General features: G+C 69.9%; 17 protein-coding genes. 8 read left to right on the top strand and 9 right to left on the bottom strand.

What is annotated here, in order from left to right:
• Nucleotides 1–89 precede the first annotated feature (89 nt).
• On the top strand, nucleotides 90–848 hold the full coding sequence (locus INQ48_10870; protein QRF59686.1) for a 3-hydroxyacyl-CoA dehydrogenase: 759 nt from the start codon (nucleotides 90–92) through the stop codon (nucleotides 846–848).
• Here INQ48_10870 and INQ48_10865 read toward each other — a convergent pair.
• Nucleotides 796–1,743, bottom strand: coding sequence for a YihY/virulence factor BrkB family protein (locus INQ48_10865; GenBank protein ID QRF59685.1), 948 nt, complete (start codon nucleotides 1,741–1,743; stop codon nucleotides 796–798). The two genes, INQ48_10870 and INQ48_10865, sit on opposite strands and share 53 nt — an antisense overlap.
• Nucleotides 1,744–1,829: 86 nt before the next feature.
• Here INQ48_10865 and INQ48_10860 point away from each other — a divergent pair, with 86 nt between their 5' ends.
• The 4 genes from INQ48_10860 to INQ48_10845 all read left to right on the top strand — a co-directional run bounded on the left by INQ48_10860 (nucleotide 1,830) and on the right by INQ48_10845 (nucleotide 9,029).
• Nucleotides 1,830–3,812: a DNA primase gene (locus INQ48_10860; protein ID QRF59684.1), complete on the top strand. Its 1,983-nt coding sequence runs from the start codon at nucleotides 1,830–1,832 to the stop codon at nucleotides 3,810–3,812.
• A 308-nt stretch (nucleotides 3,813–4,120) separates the two neighbouring features.
• Nucleotides 4,121–6,496: an RNA polymerase sigma factor RpoD gene (gene rpoD, locus INQ48_10855; GenBank protein ID QRF59683.1), complete on the top strand. Its 2,376-nt coding sequence runs from the start codon at nucleotides 4,121–4,123 to the stop codon at nucleotides 6,494–6,496.
• 108 nt (nucleotides 6,497–6,604) lie between these two features.
• Nucleotides 6,605–7,840, top strand: coding sequence for a multidrug effflux MFS transporter (locus INQ48_10850; GenBank protein ID QRF59682.1), 1,236 nt, complete (start codon nucleotides 6,605–6,607; stop codon nucleotides 7,838–7,840).
• 52 nt (nucleotides 7,841–7,892) lie between these two features.
• Nucleotides 7,893–9,029 (top strand): HPP family protein, encoded by a 1,137-nt coding sequence (locus INQ48_10845; protein ID QRF59681.1) that lies wholly within the window; start codon nucleotides 7,893–7,895, stop codon nucleotides 9,027–9,029.
• Nucleotides 9,030–9,068: 39 nt separating this feature from the next.
• On the opposite strand, the gene INQ48_10840 is transcribed toward INQ48_10845, so the two are convergent.
• The 3 genes from INQ48_10840 to INQ48_10830 are packed head-to-tail and all read right to left on the bottom strand — an operon-like array spanning nucleotide 9,069 to nucleotide 12,263.
• A complete protein-coding gene (locus tag INQ48_10840; GenBank protein ID QRF59680.1) occupies nucleotides 9,069–10,055 on the bottom strand; it encodes a tripartite tricarboxylate transporter substrate binding protein in 987 nt (328 codons plus the stop codon).
• A 40-nt stretch (nucleotides 10,056–10,095) separates the two neighbouring features.
• The gene (locus tag INQ48_10835) at nucleotides 10,096–11,298 is read right to left on the bottom strand and encodes a CoA transferase (GenBank protein QRF59679.1); all 1,203 of its coding nucleotides are present in this window, start codon (nucleotides 11,296–11,298) and stop codon (nucleotides 10,096–10,098) included.
• Nucleotides 11,295–12,263, bottom strand: a complete 969-nt coding sequence (locus tag INQ48_10830) for a hydroxymethylglutaryl-CoA lyase (GenBank protein ID QRF59678.1) — start codon at nucleotides 12,261–12,263, stop codon at nucleotides 11,295–11,297. The genes INQ48_10835 and INQ48_10830 overlap by 4 nt, the downstream gene beginning before the upstream one ends.
• A gap of 126 nt (nucleotides 12,264–12,389) precedes the next feature.
• Between INQ48_10830 and INQ48_10825 the strand changes: the two genes are divergently transcribed.
• The 3 genes from INQ48_10825 (at nucleotide 12,390) to INQ48_10815 (ending at nucleotide 15,013) form a co-directional block, all read left to right on the top strand.
• Complete coding sequence (locus INQ48_10825; protein QRF59677.1) at nucleotides 12,390–13,295, top strand: LysR family transcriptional regulator; 906 nt, start codon at nucleotides 12,390–12,392, stop codon at nucleotides 13,293–13,295.
• 120 nt (nucleotides 13,296–13,415) lie between these two features.
• Nucleotides 13,416–14,300 carry an MBL fold metallo-hydrolase gene (locus tag INQ48_10820; protein ID QRF59676.1) on the top strand — a complete coding sequence of 295 codons (885 nt, stop codon included), beginning with the start codon at nucleotides 13,416–13,418 and terminating at the stop codon, nucleotides 14,298–14,300.
• Nucleotides 14,288–15,013 carry a DsbA family protein gene (locus INQ48_10815; protein QRF59675.1) on the top strand — a complete coding sequence of 242 codons (726 nt, stop codon included), beginning with the start codon at nucleotides 14,288–14,290 and terminating at the stop codon, nucleotides 15,011–15,013. The genes INQ48_10820 and INQ48_10815 overlap by 13 nt, the downstream gene beginning before the upstream one ends.
• A gap of 34 nt (nucleotides 15,014–15,047) precedes the next feature.
• Here INQ48_10815 and INQ48_10810 read toward each other — a convergent pair whose 3' ends face one another.
• From INQ48_10810 to INQ48_10790, 5 genes are all read right to left on the bottom strand, one after another.
• Nucleotides 15,048–16,748 (bottom strand): tannase/feruloyl esterase family alpha/beta hydrolase, encoded by a 1,701-nt coding sequence (locus INQ48_10810; protein QRF60688.1) that lies wholly within the window; start codon nucleotides 16,746–16,748, stop codon nucleotides 15,048–15,050.
• A gap of 63 nt (nucleotides 16,749–16,811) precedes the next feature.
• The gene (locus tag INQ48_10805) at nucleotides 16,812–17,516 is read right to left on the bottom strand and encodes an ABC transporter ATP-binding protein (protein QRF59674.1); all 705 of its coding nucleotides are present in this window, start codon (nucleotides 17,514–17,516) and stop codon (nucleotides 16,812–16,814) included.
• On the bottom strand, nucleotides 17,509–18,279 hold the full coding sequence (locus INQ48_10800) for an ABC transporter ATP-binding protein (GenBank protein QRF59673.1): 771 nt from the start codon (nucleotides 18,277–18,279) through the stop codon (nucleotides 17,509–17,511). The genes INQ48_10805 and INQ48_10800 overlap by 8 nt, the downstream gene beginning before the upstream one ends.
• Nucleotides 18,276–19,271 (bottom strand): branched-chain amino acid ABC transporter permease, encoded by a 996-nt coding sequence (locus INQ48_10795; protein QRF59672.1) that lies wholly within the window; start codon nucleotides 19,269–19,271, stop codon nucleotides 18,276–18,278. Before INQ48_10795 ends, INQ48_10800 begins: the two co-directional genes overlap by 4 nt.
• A complete protein-coding gene (locus INQ48_10790) occupies nucleotides 19,271–20,143 on the bottom strand; it encodes a branched-chain amino acid ABC transporter permease (GenBank protein QRF59671.1) in 873 nt (290 codons plus the stop codon). Before INQ48_10790 ends, INQ48_10795 begins: the two co-directional genes overlap by 1 nt.
• Between the last annotated feature and the right edge of the window lie 62 nt (nucleotides 20,144–20,205).

Genomic DNA, 20,205 nt, shown 5'->3' with positions numbered 1-20,205 from the left:
GGGGCCTTTTTTTTATGCGCGCGCCGAAACCGCCTCACGCCGGGCCGTCTTCGATAATGCAAGGCTTTTCTTCCTCAGGAGACTCCTACATGCAGATCGACGGCAAGGTTTTCATCGTGACCGGTGGCGCTTCGGGCCTCGGCGAAGGCGCGGCGCGCATGCTGGCCGGCAACGGCGCCAAGGTCGTCATCGCCGACATGCAGGCCGACAAGGGCGAAGCCGTCGCGCGCGACATCGGCGGCGTGTTCGTGAAGTGCGACGTGAGCCAGGAAGCCGACGGCCAGGCCGCGGTGGCCGCCGCGCTGCAGCTCGGCAAGCTGGTCGGCCTGATCAACTGCGCCGGCATCGCACCGGCCGAGAAGACCGTGGGCAAGAACGGCCCCCACGCGCTGGCGGTGTTCAGCAAGACCGTCACGGTCAACCTGATCGGCAGCTTCAACATGATCCGGCTGGCCGCCGACGCCATGAGCAAGAACGAGCCCGAAGCCACGGGCGAGCGCGGCGTGCTGATCTCGACCGCCTCGGTCGCGGCCTACGACGGCCAGATCGGTCAGGCCGCCTACAGCGCCTCGAAGGGCGGCGTGGTCGGCATGACGCTGCCGATCGCGCGCGACCTGGCGCGCAACGGCATCCGCAACATGACGATCGCCCCCGGCATCTTCGGCACGCCGATGCTGTTCGGCATGCCGCAGGAAGTGCAGGACGCGCTCGCCGCCAGCGTGCCCTTCCCCTCGCGCCTGGGCACCCCGGCCGACTACGCGAAGCTCGCCAAGCACATCATCGAGAACGACATGCTCAACGGCGAGGTGATCCGGCTGGACGGAGCGATTCGACTCCCTCCGCGCTGACCGAGGACGGCCGCACGCGGGTGCTGCCGGTGCGGTCCAGGCGCTCGTAGTTCGCGATCACCTGGGCACCCAGCAGCACCAGCGTGGCCGCGATCTCCAGGCTCAGCAGCACCACGATTGCCGTGGTCAGCGAGCCGTAGACGACGTTGACCTGCGACAGCGTCGAGAAGTACCAGATCAGGATTCGCCGCGTGGCCTCCCACAGCAGAGCGGCGGTGATGCCGCCCAAGAGCGCGTGGCGCAGCGACATGCGCCCGGCCGGCATCACGAGATAGAGCGAGGTCAGCATGAAGATCTCGCCGCCCAGTCCCAGCAGGTACAGCAGCAGCCCCGACACGCCCGACAGCGACCAGCTGCGCCCGAGCAGGTCGACGCTCTCCTGCCCCACGAGTTGCAACGCGCCCGACACCAGCGTGACCAGCAGCAGCCCCACGCACAGGCACAGGATGTAGACGTAGGGCATGGCCACCGACACCAGGAAATGGCGTTTGTGGTCGGCCTTGCGGTGATGGAAGATCACCGCCATCGCGCTTTCGAGCACGCTGAAGGCCAGCGAGCTGAAGAACACCATCGTCACCAGCAGCACCGGCCCGAGCACGTCGCGGTGGTCCAGGAAGCTCGAGAGCTCGGCCACGATGGCCTTCGACTGCCCCGGCAGCAGCCATTCGAGGTACCGGCCGATGGTGCGCAGCAGCTCGGCCTGGTCGATCACGTGCGACAGCGCGATCACGCTGACGATCAGGAGCGGCACGATCGACAGCAGCGCGTAATAGGCCACCGCGCCGGCCAGCAGCAGCCCCTGGTTGGCGCGGAACTCCTTCAGGGCGTCCCAGCCGAAGCGCAGCGGGTGGCGCAACAGCGGGGCGGCGTGTTTCAGCGGATTGATCGTCGTCATGCGGGCGGGAGGGTCGGTCGCCGCCAGTATGCCGCCGGGTCGCGGGGGACCCACGGCTTGCGTATGATTTGCCGCTCCCCGCCTACATGACCATCCCCGCTTCATTCATCCAGGAACTCATCGCGCGCGCCGACGTGGTGGAAATCGTCGGCCGCTACGTGCAGCTCAAGAAGGCCGGCGCCAATTTCATGGGGCTGTGCCCCTTCCATGGCGAGAAATCGCCCTCCTTCTCGGTCAGCCCGACCAAGCAGTTCTATCACTGCTTCGGCTGCGGGGCCCACGGCAACGCCATCGGCTTCCTCATGGAGCACGCCGGCATGGGCTTCGTGGAGGCCGTGCACGACCTCGCGGGCCAGTACGGCCTGCAGGTGCCCGAGGACGACGCCTCGCCGGCCGAGCGCGCCCGCGCTGCCAGCCAGCGCCAGAAGCAGGCCACGCTGACCGACGTGCTCGAGAAGGCCGGCGACGCCTTCCGCAAGCACCTGCGCCAGGCGCCGGGCGCCATCGACTACCTGAAGGGCCGCGGCGTCTCGGGCGAGATCGCCAAGCAGTTCGGCATCGGCTACGCGCCGCCGGGCTGGCGCACGCTCGCGGGCGTGTTCCCCGACTACGAAGACCCCCTGCTGGCCGAGAGCGGCCTGGTGATCGTCAACACCGAGGACGGCCAGGTCGAGGCCAGCGAGGCCAAGCGCTACGACCGCTTCCGCGACCGGGTGATGTTCCCGATCCGCAACGTGAAGGGCGAATGCATCGGCTTCGGCGGCCGGGTGCTCGGCGACGAGAAGCCCAAGTACCTGAATTCGCCCGAAACCCCGGTCTTCAGCAAGGGCCGCGAGCTCTACGGCCTCTACGAGGCCCGGGCCGCCTTCCGCGACCGCGGCTACGCGCTGGTCACCGAGGGCTACATGGACGTGGTGGCGCTGGCCCAGCTCGGCTTTCCGAACGCGGTGGCCACGCTGGGCACGGCCTGTACCACCGAGCACGTGCAGAAGCTGTTCCGCTTCACCGAATCGGTGGTGTTCAGCTTCGACGGCGACGCCGCCGGCCGTCGCGCGGCGCGCAAGGCGCTCGACGGCGCCCTGCCCTATGCCACCGACACGCGCAGCATCAAGTTCCTGTTCCTGCCGGCCGAGCACGATCCCGACAGCTTCATCCGCGAATTCGGCGCCGACGCCTTCGCGCGCTTCGTGCAGGAAGCCACGCCGCTGTCGCGCTTCATGATCGAGGCCGCGCGCGAGGGCTGCGACCTCGGCACCGCCGAGGGCCGCGCCCACATGAGCAGCAACGTGCGGCCGTTGTGGAGCGCGCTGCCCGACGGCGCCCTCAAGCGGCAGCTGCTGAGCGAGATCGCGACGCTGGTGCAGCTCGACGCGGCGGCGCTGTCGGACCTCTGGGCCACGGCCGCGGCACCGCGCGGCGGCGCTGCCTCGCGCCAGGCCGAGCGCAGCCAGGAGCGCCCACCCGACGACGACGGCTACTTCCCCGAGCCGCCGGTCTACGAAGAGCGCGAGCGTTACTACGAAAACGATAGCAAGAAGCGCCCGTTCAACAAGCGTTTCGGCCGCAAGGAGCCGCCGCGCGAACCGATGCGCGGGCGCAGCCAGCCGTTGAGCCGGCCCGACATCGCGGTGCGGCTGCTGCTCGCCAACATGGCGCAGTGGGAGCCGCTGTCGCACGAAGTGCACCTGATGCTGTGCGAGCTGCCCGGGCCGCACGGCGCGCTCTTCACCTGGCTCGACAGCCAGCTTCACGAGCACGGCGCCCAGTCGTGGGCCGCGCTGCGCGAGGGCATGCGCGGCCAGGAGTTCGAGGCGCTGGCCGAGAAGCTGATGACGGCGTCTGAAGGCGGCCCGCCCGTCGATCCGGAAGCGAGCGAGAACGATCTGCTGGCCGAGGCCGCGCGCGAGCTGGGCAGCGTGCTCGACTTCATGCTCGACGACCGCCTCAAGTTCCAGCAGAGCGAGGCCATCGCGGCCGTCGGCAAGGACCCGCGGGCGCTCGAGCGCTACAAGGCGCTCGAGGCGCGGCGGCTCGAATTGCGCGCCCGCATGCGGCCCAAGACGGTGTAATTGCTTGAAATTTGCGCAAGACGCTATAATGTAGGGCTTCGCAACTGGCGAAATCGGCAAGAGCGACAGCAGCACCTCCGGACCGGCCCCTCGCGCAACGCACTCCACGGCAACCCCGCTGGAAAGGGCCAATACCCGCAAGGACTGCACACCAAATGATCGCCCGACATCTTGCCTATTGAGGATTTATTCCTCTTTTCCCAATTGTTCCTGTCCGGCCGTGCCGGGCTGGCGGCGCTGTCCTCGCGGACCGCGCCCGTGTGATTTCGTGTGATCCCGCTTGTCCATTCTTGTTGTAACGAGGTCGTATGCCCAGTTCAAAGAAGCCTGCTCCTTCACCCGCCAAAAGCGCCGCCGCCAAGCCTGCAGCCGAAAAACCGTTGAAAGCGGCCGCTTTGCCGGCAACTAAGACGGGTGCAGCCGCATCCAAGGCGGCAGCCGCAACGAAAGTGAAAACCGTGCCCACGAAATCGACGACCACCACCGACGACACCAAGAAGACGGCCGCCAAGACGGCTGCCGCAGGCGCTGCGGCCCCCGCCGCCAAGAAGGTCGGCCGCCCGCCCAAGGCCGCCAGCACCGCCGCCGCCGCTCCCGCCACCGGCGCCAAGCGCGGCCGCAAGCCCAAGGCCGACAAGGATGCGCCCGAGAGCGACGTCGACCTGTCGGACATCGAGGAAGACCTGGCCGGTGACGAACCCGCGGCTGCCGTTGCGACGACCGAAGAGAAGGTCAAGCCGCTGCGCATGAAGATCAGCAAGGCGAAGGAACGCGCCTTGATGAAGGAATTCGGCCTCGACGAGACCGTGCTGTCCGAGGAAGACCTCGCCAAGCGCCGCTCGCGCCTGAAGACCCTGATCACGCTGGGCAAGACCCGCGGCTACCTGACGCACGGCGAAATCTCCGACCACCTGCCCGACAAGCTGGTCGACGCCGAGACCATGGAAGTCGTGGTCACCATGCTCAACGACATGGGCGTGGCCGTCTACGAGCAGACCCCCGACGCCGAGACCCTGCTGCTGAACAACACCGCCCCCACCGCGACCACGGTGGAAGAAGCCGAGGAAGAAGCCGAAGCCGCGCTCTCCACGGTGGACAGCGAATTCGGCCGCACCACCGACCCCGTGCGCATGTACATGCGCGAAATGGGCACGGTCGAACTGCTGACCCGCGAAGGCGAAATCGAGATCGCCAAGCGCATCGAAGGCGGTCTGATGGCGATGATGGAGGCCATCTCGGCCTCCCCCGCCACCATCGCCGAGATCCTGCGCCTGGCCGGCGAGATCCGTGAAGGCAAGGTCGTCATCTCGACCATCGTCGACGGCTTCTCGAACCCGAACGAGGCCGACGACTACGTGGCCGAGGAAGACTTCGACGAATTCGACGAGGAAGACGACGACGACGGCAAGGGCGGCTCCAAGGCGCTGACCAAGAAGCTCGAGGAACTCAAGAACGAGGCCCTCTCGCGCTTCGACCGCATCGCCGAGATGTTCGAGAAGGTGCACAAGGTCTACGACAAGGAAGGCTACGGCACGCCCTCGTACACCAAGGCCCAGCAGTCCCTGTCGGACGAGCTGATGACCATCCGCTTCACCGCGCGCACCATCGAGCGCCTGTGCGACCTCGTGCGCACCCAGGTCGACGACGTGCGCAAGAAGGAACGCGAGCTGCGCCGCATCATCGTGGACAAGTGCGGCTTCCCGCAGGACGAGTTCATCCGCGACTTCAGCGGCTTCGACAAGAACGGCAACCGCATCGCCTCCAACCTGCTGAACCTCAAGTGGGTCGAGAAGCAGGCCGCCGCCGGCAAGCCCTGGAGCGCCGTGCTCGCGCGCAACATTCCGCCGGTGCAGGAACTGCAACAGAAGCTGGCCGACATCCAGTCGCGCGTGGTGGTGCCGCTGACCGAGCTCAAGGACATCAACAAGCGCATGAACGAGGGCGAGTCGTCCTCGCGCGATGCCAAGAAGGAAATGATCGAGGCCAACCTGCGCCTCGTGATCTCGATCGCCAAGAAGTACACCAACCGCGGCCTGCAGTTCCTCGACCTGATCCAGGAAGGCAACATCGGCCTGATGAAGGCGGTGGACAAGTTCGAATACCGCCGCGGCTACAAGTTCTCGACCTACGCCACGTGGTGGATCCGCCAGGCCATCACGCGCTCGATCGCCGACCAGGCGCGCACCATCCGTATCCCGGTGCACATGATCGAGACCATCAACAAGATGAACCGCATCTCGCGCCAGCATTTGCAGGAGTTCGGCTTCGAGCCCGACGCCGGCATCCTGGCCGCCAAGATGGAGATCCCGGAAGACAAGATCCGCAAGATCATGAAGATCGCGAAGGAGCCGATCTCGATGGAAACCCCCATCGGCGACGACGACGATTCGCACCTGGGCGACTTCATCGAGGACAGCAGCAACACGGCCCCGATCGAGGCCGCGATGCAGGCGGGTCTTCGCGACGTGGTCAAGGACATCCTCGACTCGCTGACGCCGCGCGAAGCCAAGGTGCTGCGCATGCGCTTCGGCATCGAGATGTCGACCGACCACACGCTGGAAGAAGTCGGCAAGCAGTTCGACGTGACGCGCGAGCGCATCCGCCAGATCGAGGCGAAGGCCCTGCGCAAGCTCAAGCATCCGTCGCGTTCGGACAAGCTGCGCAGCTTTATTGATACGCTCTGAGCCGGTCTCCCGGTATTTCCCCGACAAGGAGGCGCCCGCAAGGGCGCTTTCTTTTTTGGGCCCCTCTGCGACAGACGCACAGACAAGAAGAATGGAGCAATCCTCATCATGAATCCCGATGCAGACAAACTCTGGCAAGCCCCGCGCTGGGCGCTGGCCGTGCTGCTCGCGGTGCTCGGCATGCTCGGGCCCTTCTCCATCGACACCTACATCCCCGCCTTCTCGGGCATCGCCCAATCCATCGGCGCGACGCCGGCCGAGATGCAGCAGACGCTCTCGGCCTACCTGTTCGGCTTCGCGTTCATGAACCTGTTCCACGGTGCGCTGTCCGACAGCTTCGGACGCCGGCCGGTGGTGCTGTGGGGTCTCGCGGTGTTCACGCTGGCCTCGCTGGGCTGCGCGCTGTCGCAGACGATCACGCAGCTGGTGCTGTTCCGCGGCCTGCAGGGCCTGTCGACCGGCGCGGGCATCGTGGTCTCGCGCGCGGTGATCCGCGACATGTTCCCGCCCGCCGAGGCCCAGCGCGTGATGAGCCAGGTCACGATCTACTTCGGCGTGGCGCCCGCCATCGCGCCGATCGTCGGCGGCTTCCTGTTCGTGCACGCGGGCTGGCACGCCGTGTTCTGGTTCCTGGTGGCCGTGGGCGTGGTGCTGTTCGCCGCCAACTACAAGCTGCTGCCCGAGACGCTGCACCGCAGCCACCGCCAGCCGTTCCAGGTCAAGCACCTGCTGCGCGGCTACTGGGACCTGTGCTCCGATCCGCGCTTCCTGCTGCTGGCCTTCGCCAGCGGCGTGCCCTTCAACGGCATGTTCCTCTACGTGCTGGCAGCACCGGCCTTCCTCGGCGACCACCTCGCGCTGCAGCCGCAGCAGTTCTTCTGGTTCTTCCTGCTGACCATCGGCGGCATCATGCTCGGCGCGCGCGCCAGCGGACGCATGGCCGGCAAGGTCGCGCCCAAGCGCCAGATCCGCGACGGCTTCCTGATCATGCTGGTGACCTCGGTGGTCAACGTGGTCGCCAACACCTTCTTCCACGCCCACGTGGCCTGGGCGCTGTGGCCGCTCGCGGTGTTCGCCTTCGGCTGGGCGCTGATGGTGCCGGTGGTCACGCTGCTGGTGCTCGATCTGCACCCCGAACGCCGCGGCATGGCCTCCTCGCTGCAGGCCGTGATCGGCTCCACCGCCAACGGCATCGTGGCCGGCGCGGTCGCGCCGCTGGTGATGCACTCCACGCTCGCGCTCGCGCTCACCTCGACCCTGATGCTGGCCATCGGCCTGGTGGCCTGGGTCTGGCTGCACGGCCGCTGGCCCGACATCGGACGGCGCGTCGCCCACGAGGGCTGAAGCGGCGGCCGGCGAACGAACAAGAACAACACAGAGACCCCCTTCGATCCGCATGTCCTCCGCCCACAAGCTCCTCGTCTATCTGCGCGCCTGGCTGCCGGGCCGCACCACCGTCGATGCGCGCGAGCGCCTGCGCGCCATGGGCGGCGCGGCTATCGGGCTGCTGATCACCGCGCTGATCTGCCGCTGGATCGCGCAGACCCTCGGCGGCAATGCCGTGTGGCTGATCGCGCCGCTGGGCGCCAGCGCGGTGCTGGTGTTCGCGGTGCCGGCCAGCCCGCTCGCGCAGCCCTGGTCGGTGGTGGGCGGCAACACGCTGTCGGCCATCGTGGGCATCGCCAGCGTCAACTGGATTCCCGACCCGGCCGTGGCCGCAGCGGTCGCGGTCGGCGGCGCCATCGGCCTGATGTTCGTCGCGCGCTGCCTGCATCCGCCGGGCGGCGCCGCGGCGCTGCTCGCGGTGCTCACCCACACCACGCACCTGTCGTCGGCCTTCTTCCCCTTCTTCGTCAACTCGCTGCTGCTGGTGCTCGCGGGCGCGGCCTACAACAGCTTCACCGGCCGGCGCTATCCGCACGTGCAGGTGGCGCAGCCGCCGCGCGCCGACGCGCGCTTCAGCCAGGCCGACATCGATGCCGTGCTCGCGCGCTACAACCAGGTGCTCGACATCAGCCGCGACGACCTCGAGTCGCTGATCCAGCAGACCGAGCTCGAAAGCTACAAGCGGCGGCTCGGCACGCTGCACTGCGACGACATCATGTCGCGCACGCCGATCACGGTGGAGTTCGGCACGCCGCTGCAGGAGGCCTGGGCGCTGATGCACGAGCGCCGCATCAAGGCGCTGCCGGTGGTCGACCGCACGCGCCGCGTGGTGGGCATCGTCACGCAGGCCGACTTCTTCCGCCAGCTCGACCTGGCGCACCACGAGGGCATCGCAGGCCGGCTGCGCGACTTCATCCGCGCCACCCGCACCGTGGTCTCGAACAAGCCCGAGGTGGTGGGCCAGATCATGACGCGCCAGGTGCGCGTGGCCAGCGCCGACCGCCCCGTGGTCGACCTGGTGCCGCTGTTCTCCGAGGGCGGCCACCACCATATCCCGATCATCGACGCCGAGAAGCGGCTGGCCGGCATGATCACCCAGTCGGATTTCGTGCGCGCGCTCTACCGCGCGGTGCGGCCCGAGCACTGATCGCCCGCGGCCGCGCGGGCCCGCGCATGTACCGCGCGCTCACTCCAGCACCACGTTGGCCTTCTTCACCAGCGCCGCGTAGCGCGCCGCCTCGCTGCGGAAATAGGCGGCCGCCTGCTCGGGCGTGGTCGGCTTGATGAGGTTGCCCTGCTTGTCCATCGCCTCGCGCACCTCGGCGCTCGCGAAGGCCGCGGCCACGGCGTCGTGCACGCGCTGCACGTCGGCGGCCTGCATCTTCGCGGGCCCGATCACCGCGAACCAGCCCTCGACCACGTAGTTCGGCAGCCCCTGCTCGGCGACGGTCGGCATCTCGGGCGCGGCCGGCGAGCGCGCCGGGCCGCACAGGCCGATGGCGCGCAGCGCGCCGCTCTTGAGGTGCGGCTGCACGGCCGGCAGCGCGACCACGCCCATCTCGACCTGGCCCGCGATCATGTCGGTGACCATCGGGCCCGTGCCCTTGTACGGGATGTGCCGCGCCTTCACGCCGGCCTCGTCCATGAACATCTCGCCCGCCAGGTGGATGATGGTGCCGTTGCCCGAGGAGGCGTAGTTGTAGCCCTCGGGCTTGGCGCGCAGCAGCGCCACCAGCTCCTTCACGTTCTTCGCCGGCAGCTTCGGGTTCACCGCCAGCACCAGCGGCGTGGCGCCCACCACGCTGATCGGCGTGACGTCGGCGATCGGGTCGAAGGGCATCTTCCTGAACACCGCCGGGTTGATGACGTGGTTGTTCGACACCATGCCCAAGGTGAAGCCGTCGGGCACGGCCTTGACCACGGTCGAGGTGCCCGTGATGCCGCCCGCGCCCGGCTGGTTCTCGACCACCACCGGCTGGCCGAAGGCCTTGCCGAGCGCGACCGTGGCGGCGCGCACGATGGCGTCCACGCCCGAGCCCGCGCTGATCGGCAGGATGAAGCGCACGGGCCGGTCGCCCTGCGCCCAGGCGGGCCAGGCGGCCAGCGCGGCCGCGCCGGCGCCCAGGCCCAGCAGCGCGCGGCGGTTGAGGAAGGAAGGCAGTTGGTTGGGCATCGTCTTGTCTCTCGTTGTAGTGGGGGAAAGGAAAACCGGTCTATGCCACCGCCGCGTCGTCGAGCAGCGCCTGCATCTGCGCCTCGTCGTAGCCGAGCTCGGCCAGCAGCTCGCGCGTGTGCTCGCCCAGCGTCGGCGGGTCGAGGCGCACGCCCAGGCGCTCGCCGCCCAGGGTGATCGGGAACAGCGTGGTCTGCGCGGTCTGGCCCGCGCGCTCGCCGTCGGGCAGGCGGATGTCGGCCAGGCCGCCGGTGGCCAGCAGGTGCGGATCGCCGTAGAGGTCCTCGGGCCGCACGATCGGCGCGAACGGCAGGCCGCGCGCCTCGAAGAGCGCCGACAGCTCGGCCGCCGGGCGCGAGGCCAGCCGCGCGCGCAGGTCCGCCAGCAGCGTCGGGCGCAGCCGCACGCGGTCGTTGTTGGTGCGCAGCGCCGGGTCGGCCTTGAGGTCGTCGAAGCCCAGGGCGTCGCAGAAGCTCTGCCACTGCGCGTCGCTGACCGCGGCCAGGAAGATCTGCTCGCCGTCCTTCACGGTGAACACGTCGTACAGCGCCCAGGCCGAGATGCGCTCGGGCATGGGCGCCGCGGCCTGGCCCGTGATCGCGTACTGCAGCATGTGCTGGCCGACCAGGAACACGTTGTTCTCGAACAGCGCCGAGTGCACCTCCTGGCCCTCGCCGGTCTGGCCGCGCTGCATCAGCGCGGCCATCGCGCCGATGGCGCCGAACATGCCGCCCATGATGTCGTTGACGCTGGTGCCCGCGCGCAGCGGATCGCCGGGCCGGCCGGTCATGTAGGCCAGCCCGCCCATCATCTGCACCACCTCGTCGAGCGCGGTGCGGTGCTCGTAGGGGCCGGGCAGGAAGCCCGTGTGGTTGACGTACACCAGCCGCGGGTTGAGCCGGCGCAGCGCCGCGTAGTCGAGGCCGTACTTCCCCATGGTGCCGGGCTTGAAGTTCTGCGCCACCACGTCGGCGCCGGCGCACAGGCGCAGCGCGGCCTCGAGCCCCTGCGGATGGCGCAGGTCGAGCGCGATGCTCTTCTTGTTGCGGTTGAACATCGGGAAGAAGCCCGCGCCCGCGCCCAGCAGGTGGCGCGTGCGGTCGCCCTCGATCGGCTCGACCTTGATGACCTCGGCGCCGAGGTCGGCCAGCACCATGCCGCAGGTCGGGCCCATCACCATGTGGGTGAACTCGACCACGCGGATGCCGGCCAGCGGCAGAGGCTTGTCCTGGGACGTGCTCATGCCGCCACCTCTTCCTGCGCGAAGGTCTTCGGGAAGCCCGCGCGCCACAGCGTGCCCTGCAGGGTCTCGCCGTCCAGCCATTGCGCCACGCGCTCGCGCAGCGCGAGCAGCTGCCGCAGGTCGACGCCCGTGGCCACACCCATGCTCTGCAGCATGAACAGCAGGTCCTCGGTGTCGACGTTGCCGCTGGCACCCGGCGCATGCGGGCAGCCGCCGATGCCGGCCAGGCAGGCATCGAAGCGCGCGATGCCGACCTCGAGCGCCGCATAGACGTTGGCCAGCCCCAGCCCGCGCGTGTCGTGGAAATGGCCGCACCACAGCCGCTCGCCCGCGATCGCCCGCGCGCGCTCGAACAGGCGGCGCACCATCGCCGGATCGGCATAGCCGACGGTGTCGGCCAGGCTCACGCGGTCGGCACCCGCGTCGAGCAGCGCCTGCATCAGCCGCAGCACCTCCTCGGGCGCCACCGGGCCCTGCAGCGTGCAGCCGAAGGCGGTGCCCACGCCGCCCTCGATCAGCGTCCTCGAGCCCGCGGCATCGCGCGCGGCGCGGATGCGGCCGACCTCGGCCACCACCTCGTCGGGCGTCTTGCGCAGGTTGGCGAGGCTGTGCGCATGGCTGGCCGACAGCGGCACCACCAGCAGGTCGGCCTCGCCCTCGATGGCGCGCTCGGCGCCCTTCAGGTTGGGCACCAGCACCGAGGCGAACAGGCCCGGCAGGGTCTTCGCGAAGGCCAGCAGCTCGGCCGTGTCGGCCAGCTGCGGCAGCAGCCGCGCGGGCACGAAGGAGCCGACCTCGATCTCGCGCTGGCCGGCCGCGTGGGCGGCGCGGATCCATTCGCGCTTGTGCGCGGTGGGCAGGGTGCGCGCGATGCTCTGCAGGCCGTCGCGCAGGCCCACTTCGCGCACGGTGGCGCGCGGCGGCAGGAAGGCGTGCGGGCGCGCCGGTTCGGAAAGTTCGGTCAAGGCGGTGTCTCCGTGGGTGTCTGGAATCGGCTCGATTCTTAGACTTTCCGATTCGATGCAGAAGCTATATTTCGGAAGCCGATCCGTTCCGAATCGGAACACCACGAAAACCACGGAGCCGACGCCATGCGCGATCTCGACCTCACCACCCTGCGCCTGTTCGTCTCGGTCTGCGAGACCCGCAGCATCGCGCGCGCCGGCGCCCAGGCCAGCATCGTCGGTTCGGCCATCAGCAAGCGGCTGGCGCAGCTCGAGGACACGCTGGGCACGCCGCTGTTCGTGCGGCGCCGCCGCGGCGTGGTGCCCACGGCCGCCGGCGAAACCCTGCTCGAGCATGCGCGCGCCATGCTCGGCAGCGTCAACCGCATCGAGCGCGACATGGCGGCCTATGCCGGCGGCATGCGCGGCCACGTGCGCATGCTGGCCTCGGCCTCGGTGATGGCCGAGTCGCTGGCCGAGGACGTGGCCGACTTCCTGCAGGACCCGGCGCACCGCAACATCCGCGTCGACATGGAAGAGCGCGTGAGCCCCGAGATCGTGCGCGGCATCCGCGAGGGCGTGGCCTCGATCGGCCTGTGCTGGGACGCGGCCGACCTCGAGGGCCTGCAGCGGCGCGACTACCGCAGCGATCACCTCGCGGTGGTGGCCCATCCCTCGCACCCGGTGGCGCGGATGCGCGCGGTGCGCTTCGAGCAACTGCTCGACCACGAGTTCGTCGGCATGCCCGCGCTCAGCGCGGTGCAGCTGCTGCTCGCGCGCGAGGCCACGGCCGCGGGCAAGCCGCTGGTGCACCGCGTGCTGGTGTCGAACTTCGACGCCGCGCTGCGCGTGGTGCGCGCCGGCCTCGCGATCAGCGTGGTGCCGGCCGAGGTGGCGCAGCCCTTCACCGAGGCCTACGGCCTGCGCCTGATGCCGCTGGCCGACCCGTGGGCGAAGCGCCGCTTCGCGATCTGCTTTCGCGACGAGGCCTCGCTCTCGCCCGCGGCGCAACTGCTGGTGGCGCACCTGGAGAAGCTGGCGCGGCGCGACTGAGCCGGTTCATTCGTCCGGATTCCGAAACGATCCTTTGCGCGGGAGCCGGTTTTTGTTTCGTTCGGCGCCATCCACACTGCGGGCTCACCTGTCACACCCTCCTGCGCAGAAAGATTCGCCATGTTCCGCCGCCGCTTCATCGCCGCCACCGCGCTCGCCACCTTCTCCACCCTCGGTCTCGCCGCATCCGCCGCACCGCTGACGCTCGAGGTCTACAACCCGGGCGCGGCCTCGCTGTTCCCCGTCTCCTCGAGCATCGTCTCGGGCGAGAAGGAGGTCGTGCTGATCGACGCCCAGTTCCAGCGCAACGACGCCCAGGCGCTGGTGAAGAAGATCCAGGCCGGCGGCCGCAGGCTCGCCACCGTCTACATCAGCCACAGCGACCCCGACTACTACTTCGGCCTCGACGTGATCCACGCCGCCTTCCCCGACGCGAGGATCGTCGCCACGCCGCAGACCGTGGCCGCGATCCAGGCCTCGAAGGACGGCAAGCTGGCCCACTGGGGTCCGATCCTCAAGGACAACGCCCCGCAGTCGCTGGTGGTGCCCGAGCCGCTCGCGGGCGACACGATCGAGCTCGAGGGCCGCAAGATCCAGGTCGTCGGTCCCACGCCCGCGCGCACCGTCGCCTGGATTCCCTCGCTCGAGACCGTGGTCGGCGGCGTGCCCGTGTCGGCCAACATCCACCTGTGGGTGGCCGACACGCAGACGCCCGAGTCGCGCCGCGACTGGCGCCGCACCCTCGACCGCATCGCCGCACTCAAGCCGAAGACCGTGGTGCCTGGCCACTACCTGCCGAACGCCGACGGCTCGGCGCCCTCCACGCTCGCCTCGGTGAACTTCACGCGCGCCTACCTGCAGGCCTTCGAAACCGAGGCCGCCAAGGCCAAGGACTCGGCCGCGCTGATCGCCGCGATGAAGAAGCGCTACCCCAAGCTGGAAGACGCCTCCTCGCTCGAACTGAGCGCGAAGGTCATCAAGGGAGAAATGAAATGGCCGCAATGAACCCGGGCAGCCACGACGGCGCCACCCTGCACTGCATCTTCGACCCGCTGTGCGGCTGGTGCTATGCCGCCGCACCCTTGGTCGAGGCGGCGCGCGAAGTGCAAGGCCTGCGGGTCGAACTGCATGGCGGCGGCATGATGACCGGCGCCAATCGCCGCGCCATCACGCCGCAGTGGCGCGACTACGTGCTGCCGCACGACCGCCGCATCGCCGAGCTCACGGGCCAGCCCTTCGGCGAGGCCTACTTCGAGGGCCTGCTGCGCGACGGCGCGGCCGTGATGGACTCCGAACCGCCGACCACCGCGATGCTCGCGGCCGAGTCGCTGCGCACGGGCGGCGCGCTCGACATGGCGCATCGCGTGCAGCGCGCGCACTACGCCGAGGGCCGACGCATCGCCGATGCCGACGTGCTCCAGGCGCTGGCCGTGGAACTGGGTTTCTATGGCGAAGCCTTCGCCGCGGCCTTCGAGCGGCTGTCGGGCGAGGCGACCGCGCGGCACATCGAGGCCAGCCGCGCGCTGCTGCGCCGCGTCGGCGGCCAGGGCTTTCCGACCTTCGTGCTCGCACGGCCCGATGGCGGCGCGAGCCGGGTCGACATCGGCCCGTGGCTGGGCCGGCCGGACGCGTGGAAGGCGCAGCTCACGAGCTTCGCCGCGCCCGCCTCAACCTCGTCGGCAACGCCGGCCTGCGGCCCGGACGGCTGCGCGATCTGAGCGCTGCACCAGAAGGACCCGTCGGATCCCGACGCTAGCGCACGCACTGGAAGCTCGCCGCCTGCGCCGCATCGCCCCCCACCACGTAGCGGGGCCACAGCGGCCATTCGCACAACGGGCGCGCGCGCACCGTCCTGAAGGGCGGCTGCACCTCCTGCTCGAGCAGTTGCAGGCCGGCGGGCGCGCGGCCGCGCTCGACCCAGTCGACCAGCACGCCGAGCATGTCGACGTTGGCCGGCGCCCCGCTGCCCACGTGGTCCACGCCGGGCGCGGTGTACAGCCGCATGAAGCGGTCCACCTCGGCGCGGCCCATGCGCGCGACCACCGACTCGTGATATCGGATGCCCGCGAACGGGCTCTGCGCATAGTCGGCCATGTGCTCGAGCATCAGCAGCTTGCCGCCGCGCGCGCTGAAGGCGCCGAGGTCGGGGTCGGTCGAATCCATCAGCCGCGAGACGGCGGCGATGCGCGCCGCATGGTCCTCGGCGCGGTAGTTGCGCACGTCGAGCGACGGATCGCGGGCATAGAAGTACTGCAGCGCGCCGCTGCCGTAGAACCACGCGATGCCGTTGCTCGGCTGCGGCGGCACGGTCGGCGCGGCGCTGCCGGTCCACCAGGCGTTCCAGCCGCCCATCGAGGCGAAGGCCGGCGTGGCCTCGCCGCCGATGCCCCAGCCCGGGTACTCCGCGATGCCGTTGGCCAGCGGTACGGGCGAGCGCCACGGCGAACGCAGCGTGCGCACCGCCTGCACCTGCGCGTCGTTGAGGCAGTCGTCCCCGCGCGTGCCCGCCGCGCAGCGCAGGCTGGCCGCATCGAAGCGCTGCAGGCAGGCCACCGGGTTCGACACGATGCGATCGGCCGTGCCGTCGGCCGCATCGCAGGCCGCGAGCACGGCCTCGTGCACCCGCTGTACCTGCGCGGGCCGCAGCCAGCCCTCCCCGAAGGTGGCGATGCCGTTGCGCGTGCCCGCATGCTGCAGCCCGGTCCAGTTGATGACCGGCACGCGGCTGAAGATGCCGTCGAAGTCGCGCGGATAGCGCTGCGCCATGGTCAGCGCCTCGCGCCCGCCCTCCGAGCTGCCCATGAAGTAGAGCTTGCGCGGCGCCTGCCCGTAGGCGCGCTGCATCAGCGCCACGGCCACGTCGCGCACCTTCTTGTACGAGGCATGCGCGAAGTTCTCGAGCGCCTCGTCGTTGAGCGCGAAGGCCTGCGGCGGCTGGCCGGCCACGTTCTGGTGGCCGGAGTCGGTGCCGTAGGTCACGTAGCCCTGCGCGAGCGGCGCGGGCTGGTCGAAGCGGGCCGCGGGCACCAGCGCCAGGCCGGTGATCAGCACGCCGTTGAACCCGCCGCCGCCGTACTGCAGGCTGCGGCCGTTCCAGGCCAGCGGCAGGTTGACCTGGAACCCGATAGGCGGCGCCGCGGCATCGCGCGGCGCGATGCGCCCGAGCAGCCGGCAATGCGCGGGCGTGGCCGGCGTGATGCGCGCCGCCGGACTCGGGCCGCGCTCGGCCACCGCCAGCGGCGCGGCCGCGACGAGGGTGGCGGAGTCGATGGTCGCCGCACCGCTGGGCAGGCCGATCGCGCCGGGCGGCACCGGTGCCGCGAGGCGCGCGCAGGCCGCGGCGGGGTCGGGCCCGAGGCTCAGGCTCTGCGGCACGGAAGGCCCGCCGGTGCCGCAGGCGGCGAGCAGGCCCGCGGCGACCGCCAGGGCCGACAGGCCGGCGGTTCGTCGCATCGTCGTGTTCCGGATCGTCATGGTCTTGTGTCTCCTTGTCTTTCCGGCCGAGGCGTCGACCGTCTAGCGCGCCACGCCCAGCAAGCGATCGAGCACCTGCGGCTGCGCGCGCAGCGCGGCCGCGCTGTCGGCATGCACGACGGTTCCGTGGTCGAGCACCACGGCCTCGTCGGAGATCGCGAGGATCGCCTGCGGATGCTGCTCGACCACGATCGCGGCCAGGCCCTCGTCGCGCGTGATGCGGCGGATGGCACGCAGCAGCTCCTCCACGATGATCGGCGCCAGGCCCTCGAGCGGCTCGTCGAGCAGCAGCAGCCTCGGGTTCAGCACCAGCGCGCGGCCCACGGCCAGCATCTGCTGCTCGCCGCCCGACAGCTGCGTGCCGAGGTTGGTCTTGCGCTCGGCCAGGCGCGGGAACATCTCGTAGACGCGGCGCGGATTCCACGGCCCGGGCCGCTCCACGGCCGTGAGGTTCTCGTGCACGGTGAGCGACTTGAAGATGTTGCGCTCCTGCGGCACCCAGCCGATGCCGGCCGCCGCGCGCTGGTGCGGCGCGAGCCGGTGCAGCGCCTGGCCGCCGAGCGCGATGCTGCCGCCGTGCTGGCGCGTGGCGCCCGCGAGGGTGTTGATCAGCGTGGTCTTGCCGGTGCCGTTGCGGCCCAGCAGCGCGAGCGTGCGGCCCTCGCCGAGCGCGAAGGACACGTCGTGCAGCACCACGGCCTCGCCGTAGCCGGCGCTGAGGTTCTCGATGCGCAGCAGCTCAGACATGGGCGGCCTCCGCGGACTGTCCATGGCCGAGGTAGACCTCCTTGACCCGCGGGTCGTTGGCGATGGCCTCGGGATCGCCCTCGGTCAGCAGGGTGCCGTTGACCAGCACCGTCATGCGGTCGGCGAAGCTGAACACCAGGTCCATGTCGTGCTCGATCAGCAGCACCGACACGTCGGCCGGCAGCGCGGCCACGGTCTGCAGCAGCTCCTCGCGCTCGCCCGCGGGCACGCCGGCCACGGGTTCGTCGAGCAGCAGCACGCGCGGCTCGCAGGCCAGCGCGATCGCGATCTCGAGCAGCCGGCGCTTGCCGTAGGCCAGATGCTTCGTCTGCTGATTCGCCACGTCGGCCAGGTGGAACTGCTCGAGCAGTTCTCCCGCGCGCTCGGCCACCGCCTTCGTCGCGCCGAGCGGGCGCCACCATTGCGCGCCGATGCCCTGGTGCTGCGACACGACCAGCGCCAGCGTCTCGAGCGGCGTCATCGAGTCGAACAGCTGGTTGATCTGGAAGGTGCGCACCAGCCCGCGCGCCACGCGCTTGTGCGGCGCGAGGCGCGTGATGTCCTCGCCGAGCAAGGTGATGCGGCCTTCCGAGGGCGTGAGCACGCCCGTGAGCTGGTTGATCAGGGTGGTCTTGCCGGCGCCGTTCGGGCCGATCAGCGCATGGCGCGCGCCGCGCCTGAGCTCCATCGAGACGTTGTTGGTGGCGGTGATGCCGCCGAAGCGCATCACCAGGCCATGGGTGGAAAGCACGGTGTCGGTCATGCCGCACCGCCCTTCTTGCCGGCACCGAACCAGGTCCAGGGCTTGAGCAGACGATCGCGGCCCACGAGCACCAGCAGCACCAGGATCAGGCCGATCCAGAACATCCAGTACTGCGGCGTCACCGACGACAGCCAGGTCTGCAGCAGCTTGAAGACGATGGCGCCCGCGACGCCGCCGTAGAGCCAGCCCACGCCGCCGATCACCAGCATCAGCAGCACGTCGGCCGAGCGGTCGAAGGCCAGCACGTCGAGCGAGGCGAAGCCGGTGGTCTGCGCGAGCAGCGCGCCCGCGGCGCCGGCCACGCCGGCTGCCACGGTGTAGATCACGGCCAGCCGCGACACCACCGGGATGCCGATCGCCATGGCGCGCAGCCGGTTGTCGCGGATCGCCTTGAGCGTGGCGCCGAAAGGCGAATGCACGAGCCGGCGCATGACGAGGAACAGCACCAGCATCACGGCCAGCGAATACCAGGCGGCCGTGCGGCCGTAGAGGTCGAACTCGAACAGGCCGAGCACCGGCCCCATCACCACGCCCTGCAGGCCGTCGGCGCCGCCGGTCAGCCAGTCGAGCTTATTGGCGAGCTCGAGCAGCAGCAGCGCGGTGCCGAGCGTGACCATCAGCCGCGTGAGGTCGCTGCCGCGCAGGATGGTGACGCTGGCCACCAGCCCGAGCAGCGCCGACACGACGATGGCGAACAGCAGGCCCACGGTCGGGTCGGGCATCACCAGCTTGGCGAACAGCGCCGCGGCATAGGCGCCGAAGCCGAAGAAGGCCGCATGGCCCAGCGAGACGATGCCGGTGTAGCCGAGGATCAGGTCGAGCGACATCGCGAACAGCGCGACGATGGCGATCTCGTTGACCAGCAGCGAGTGCGAGGGCGTGATCAGCGGCAGCGCGAAGGCCACGGCCCACACGACGAACTCGACCGGATGCCAGCGCGCCTTGCGCAGCAGCGGCGACTGGAAGTCGGAGGAGGAAGAAGGCGCGCCCATCAGCGGCCTCCCTTGCGCGTGAACAGGCCCTGCGGGCGCCACATCAGGATCAGGATCATCAGCAGGTAGACGGTGAAGGCGCCCATCTTCGGAATGAAGTACTTGCCGGCCACGTCGGCGATGCCCAGCAGCAGCGCGGCCGCGAGCGGCCCGGTGATCGAGGAGGTGCCGCCGACCGAGACCACGATCAGGAAATAGATCATGTACTTGAGCGGGAAGGTCGGGTCGAGGCCGAGGATCTCGGCGCCGAGCGCGCCGCCCAGCCCCGCGAGCCCCGAGCCGACCGCGAAGGTCAGCAGGAACACCACGTTGACGTTGATGCCCAGGCCCGCGGCCACGCGCGGGTCGTCGACCGCCGCGCGCAGCCGGCTGCCGAAGCGGGTCTTCGAGAGGATCAGCTGCAGCACCACGGTGAGCACCGCGCAGACCGCGATGATGAACAGCCGGTAATGGCCCATGCCCAGCATCAGCGCGCCGTCGCCGAGCTCGGTGCGCCCGCGCAGCCATTCGGGCAGCTGCACGTTCTGCTGCGAGGAGCCCACGAAGTAGTCGATGGCCGCCACCGCCATGAAGGCCAGCCCGATCGAGAACAGCACCTGGTCGAGGTGCGGCTTGCCGTACATGGGCCGGTAGAGCGTGCGCTCGAGCAGCGCGCCGGCCAGCGCCACGACCACGAAGGCCAGCGGCAGGCACAGCATGAACGGCACGCCGAACTTCTGCATCGCGAACACGGTGAGATAACCGCCCGCCATCGCGAAGGCGCCATGCGCGAGGTTGATGAAGTTCATCAGCCCCAGCGTCACGGCCAGCCCCACGGCGAGCACGAACAGCAGCATGCCGTAGGCGATGCCGTCGAAAAGAATGGTGAGCATGTGCGCTTGTTCGCGGCTGCTGAATGCGGGCTGACCGGACGCGAAGGACGCGAAAACTACGC

The organism is Variovorax paradoxus, assembly GCA_016806145.1.
GTDB lineage: Bacteria > Pseudomonadota > Gammaproteobacteria > Burkholderiales > Burkholderiaceae_C > Variovorax.
This window is presented reverse-complemented; position numbering and strand designations above follow the sequence as displayed.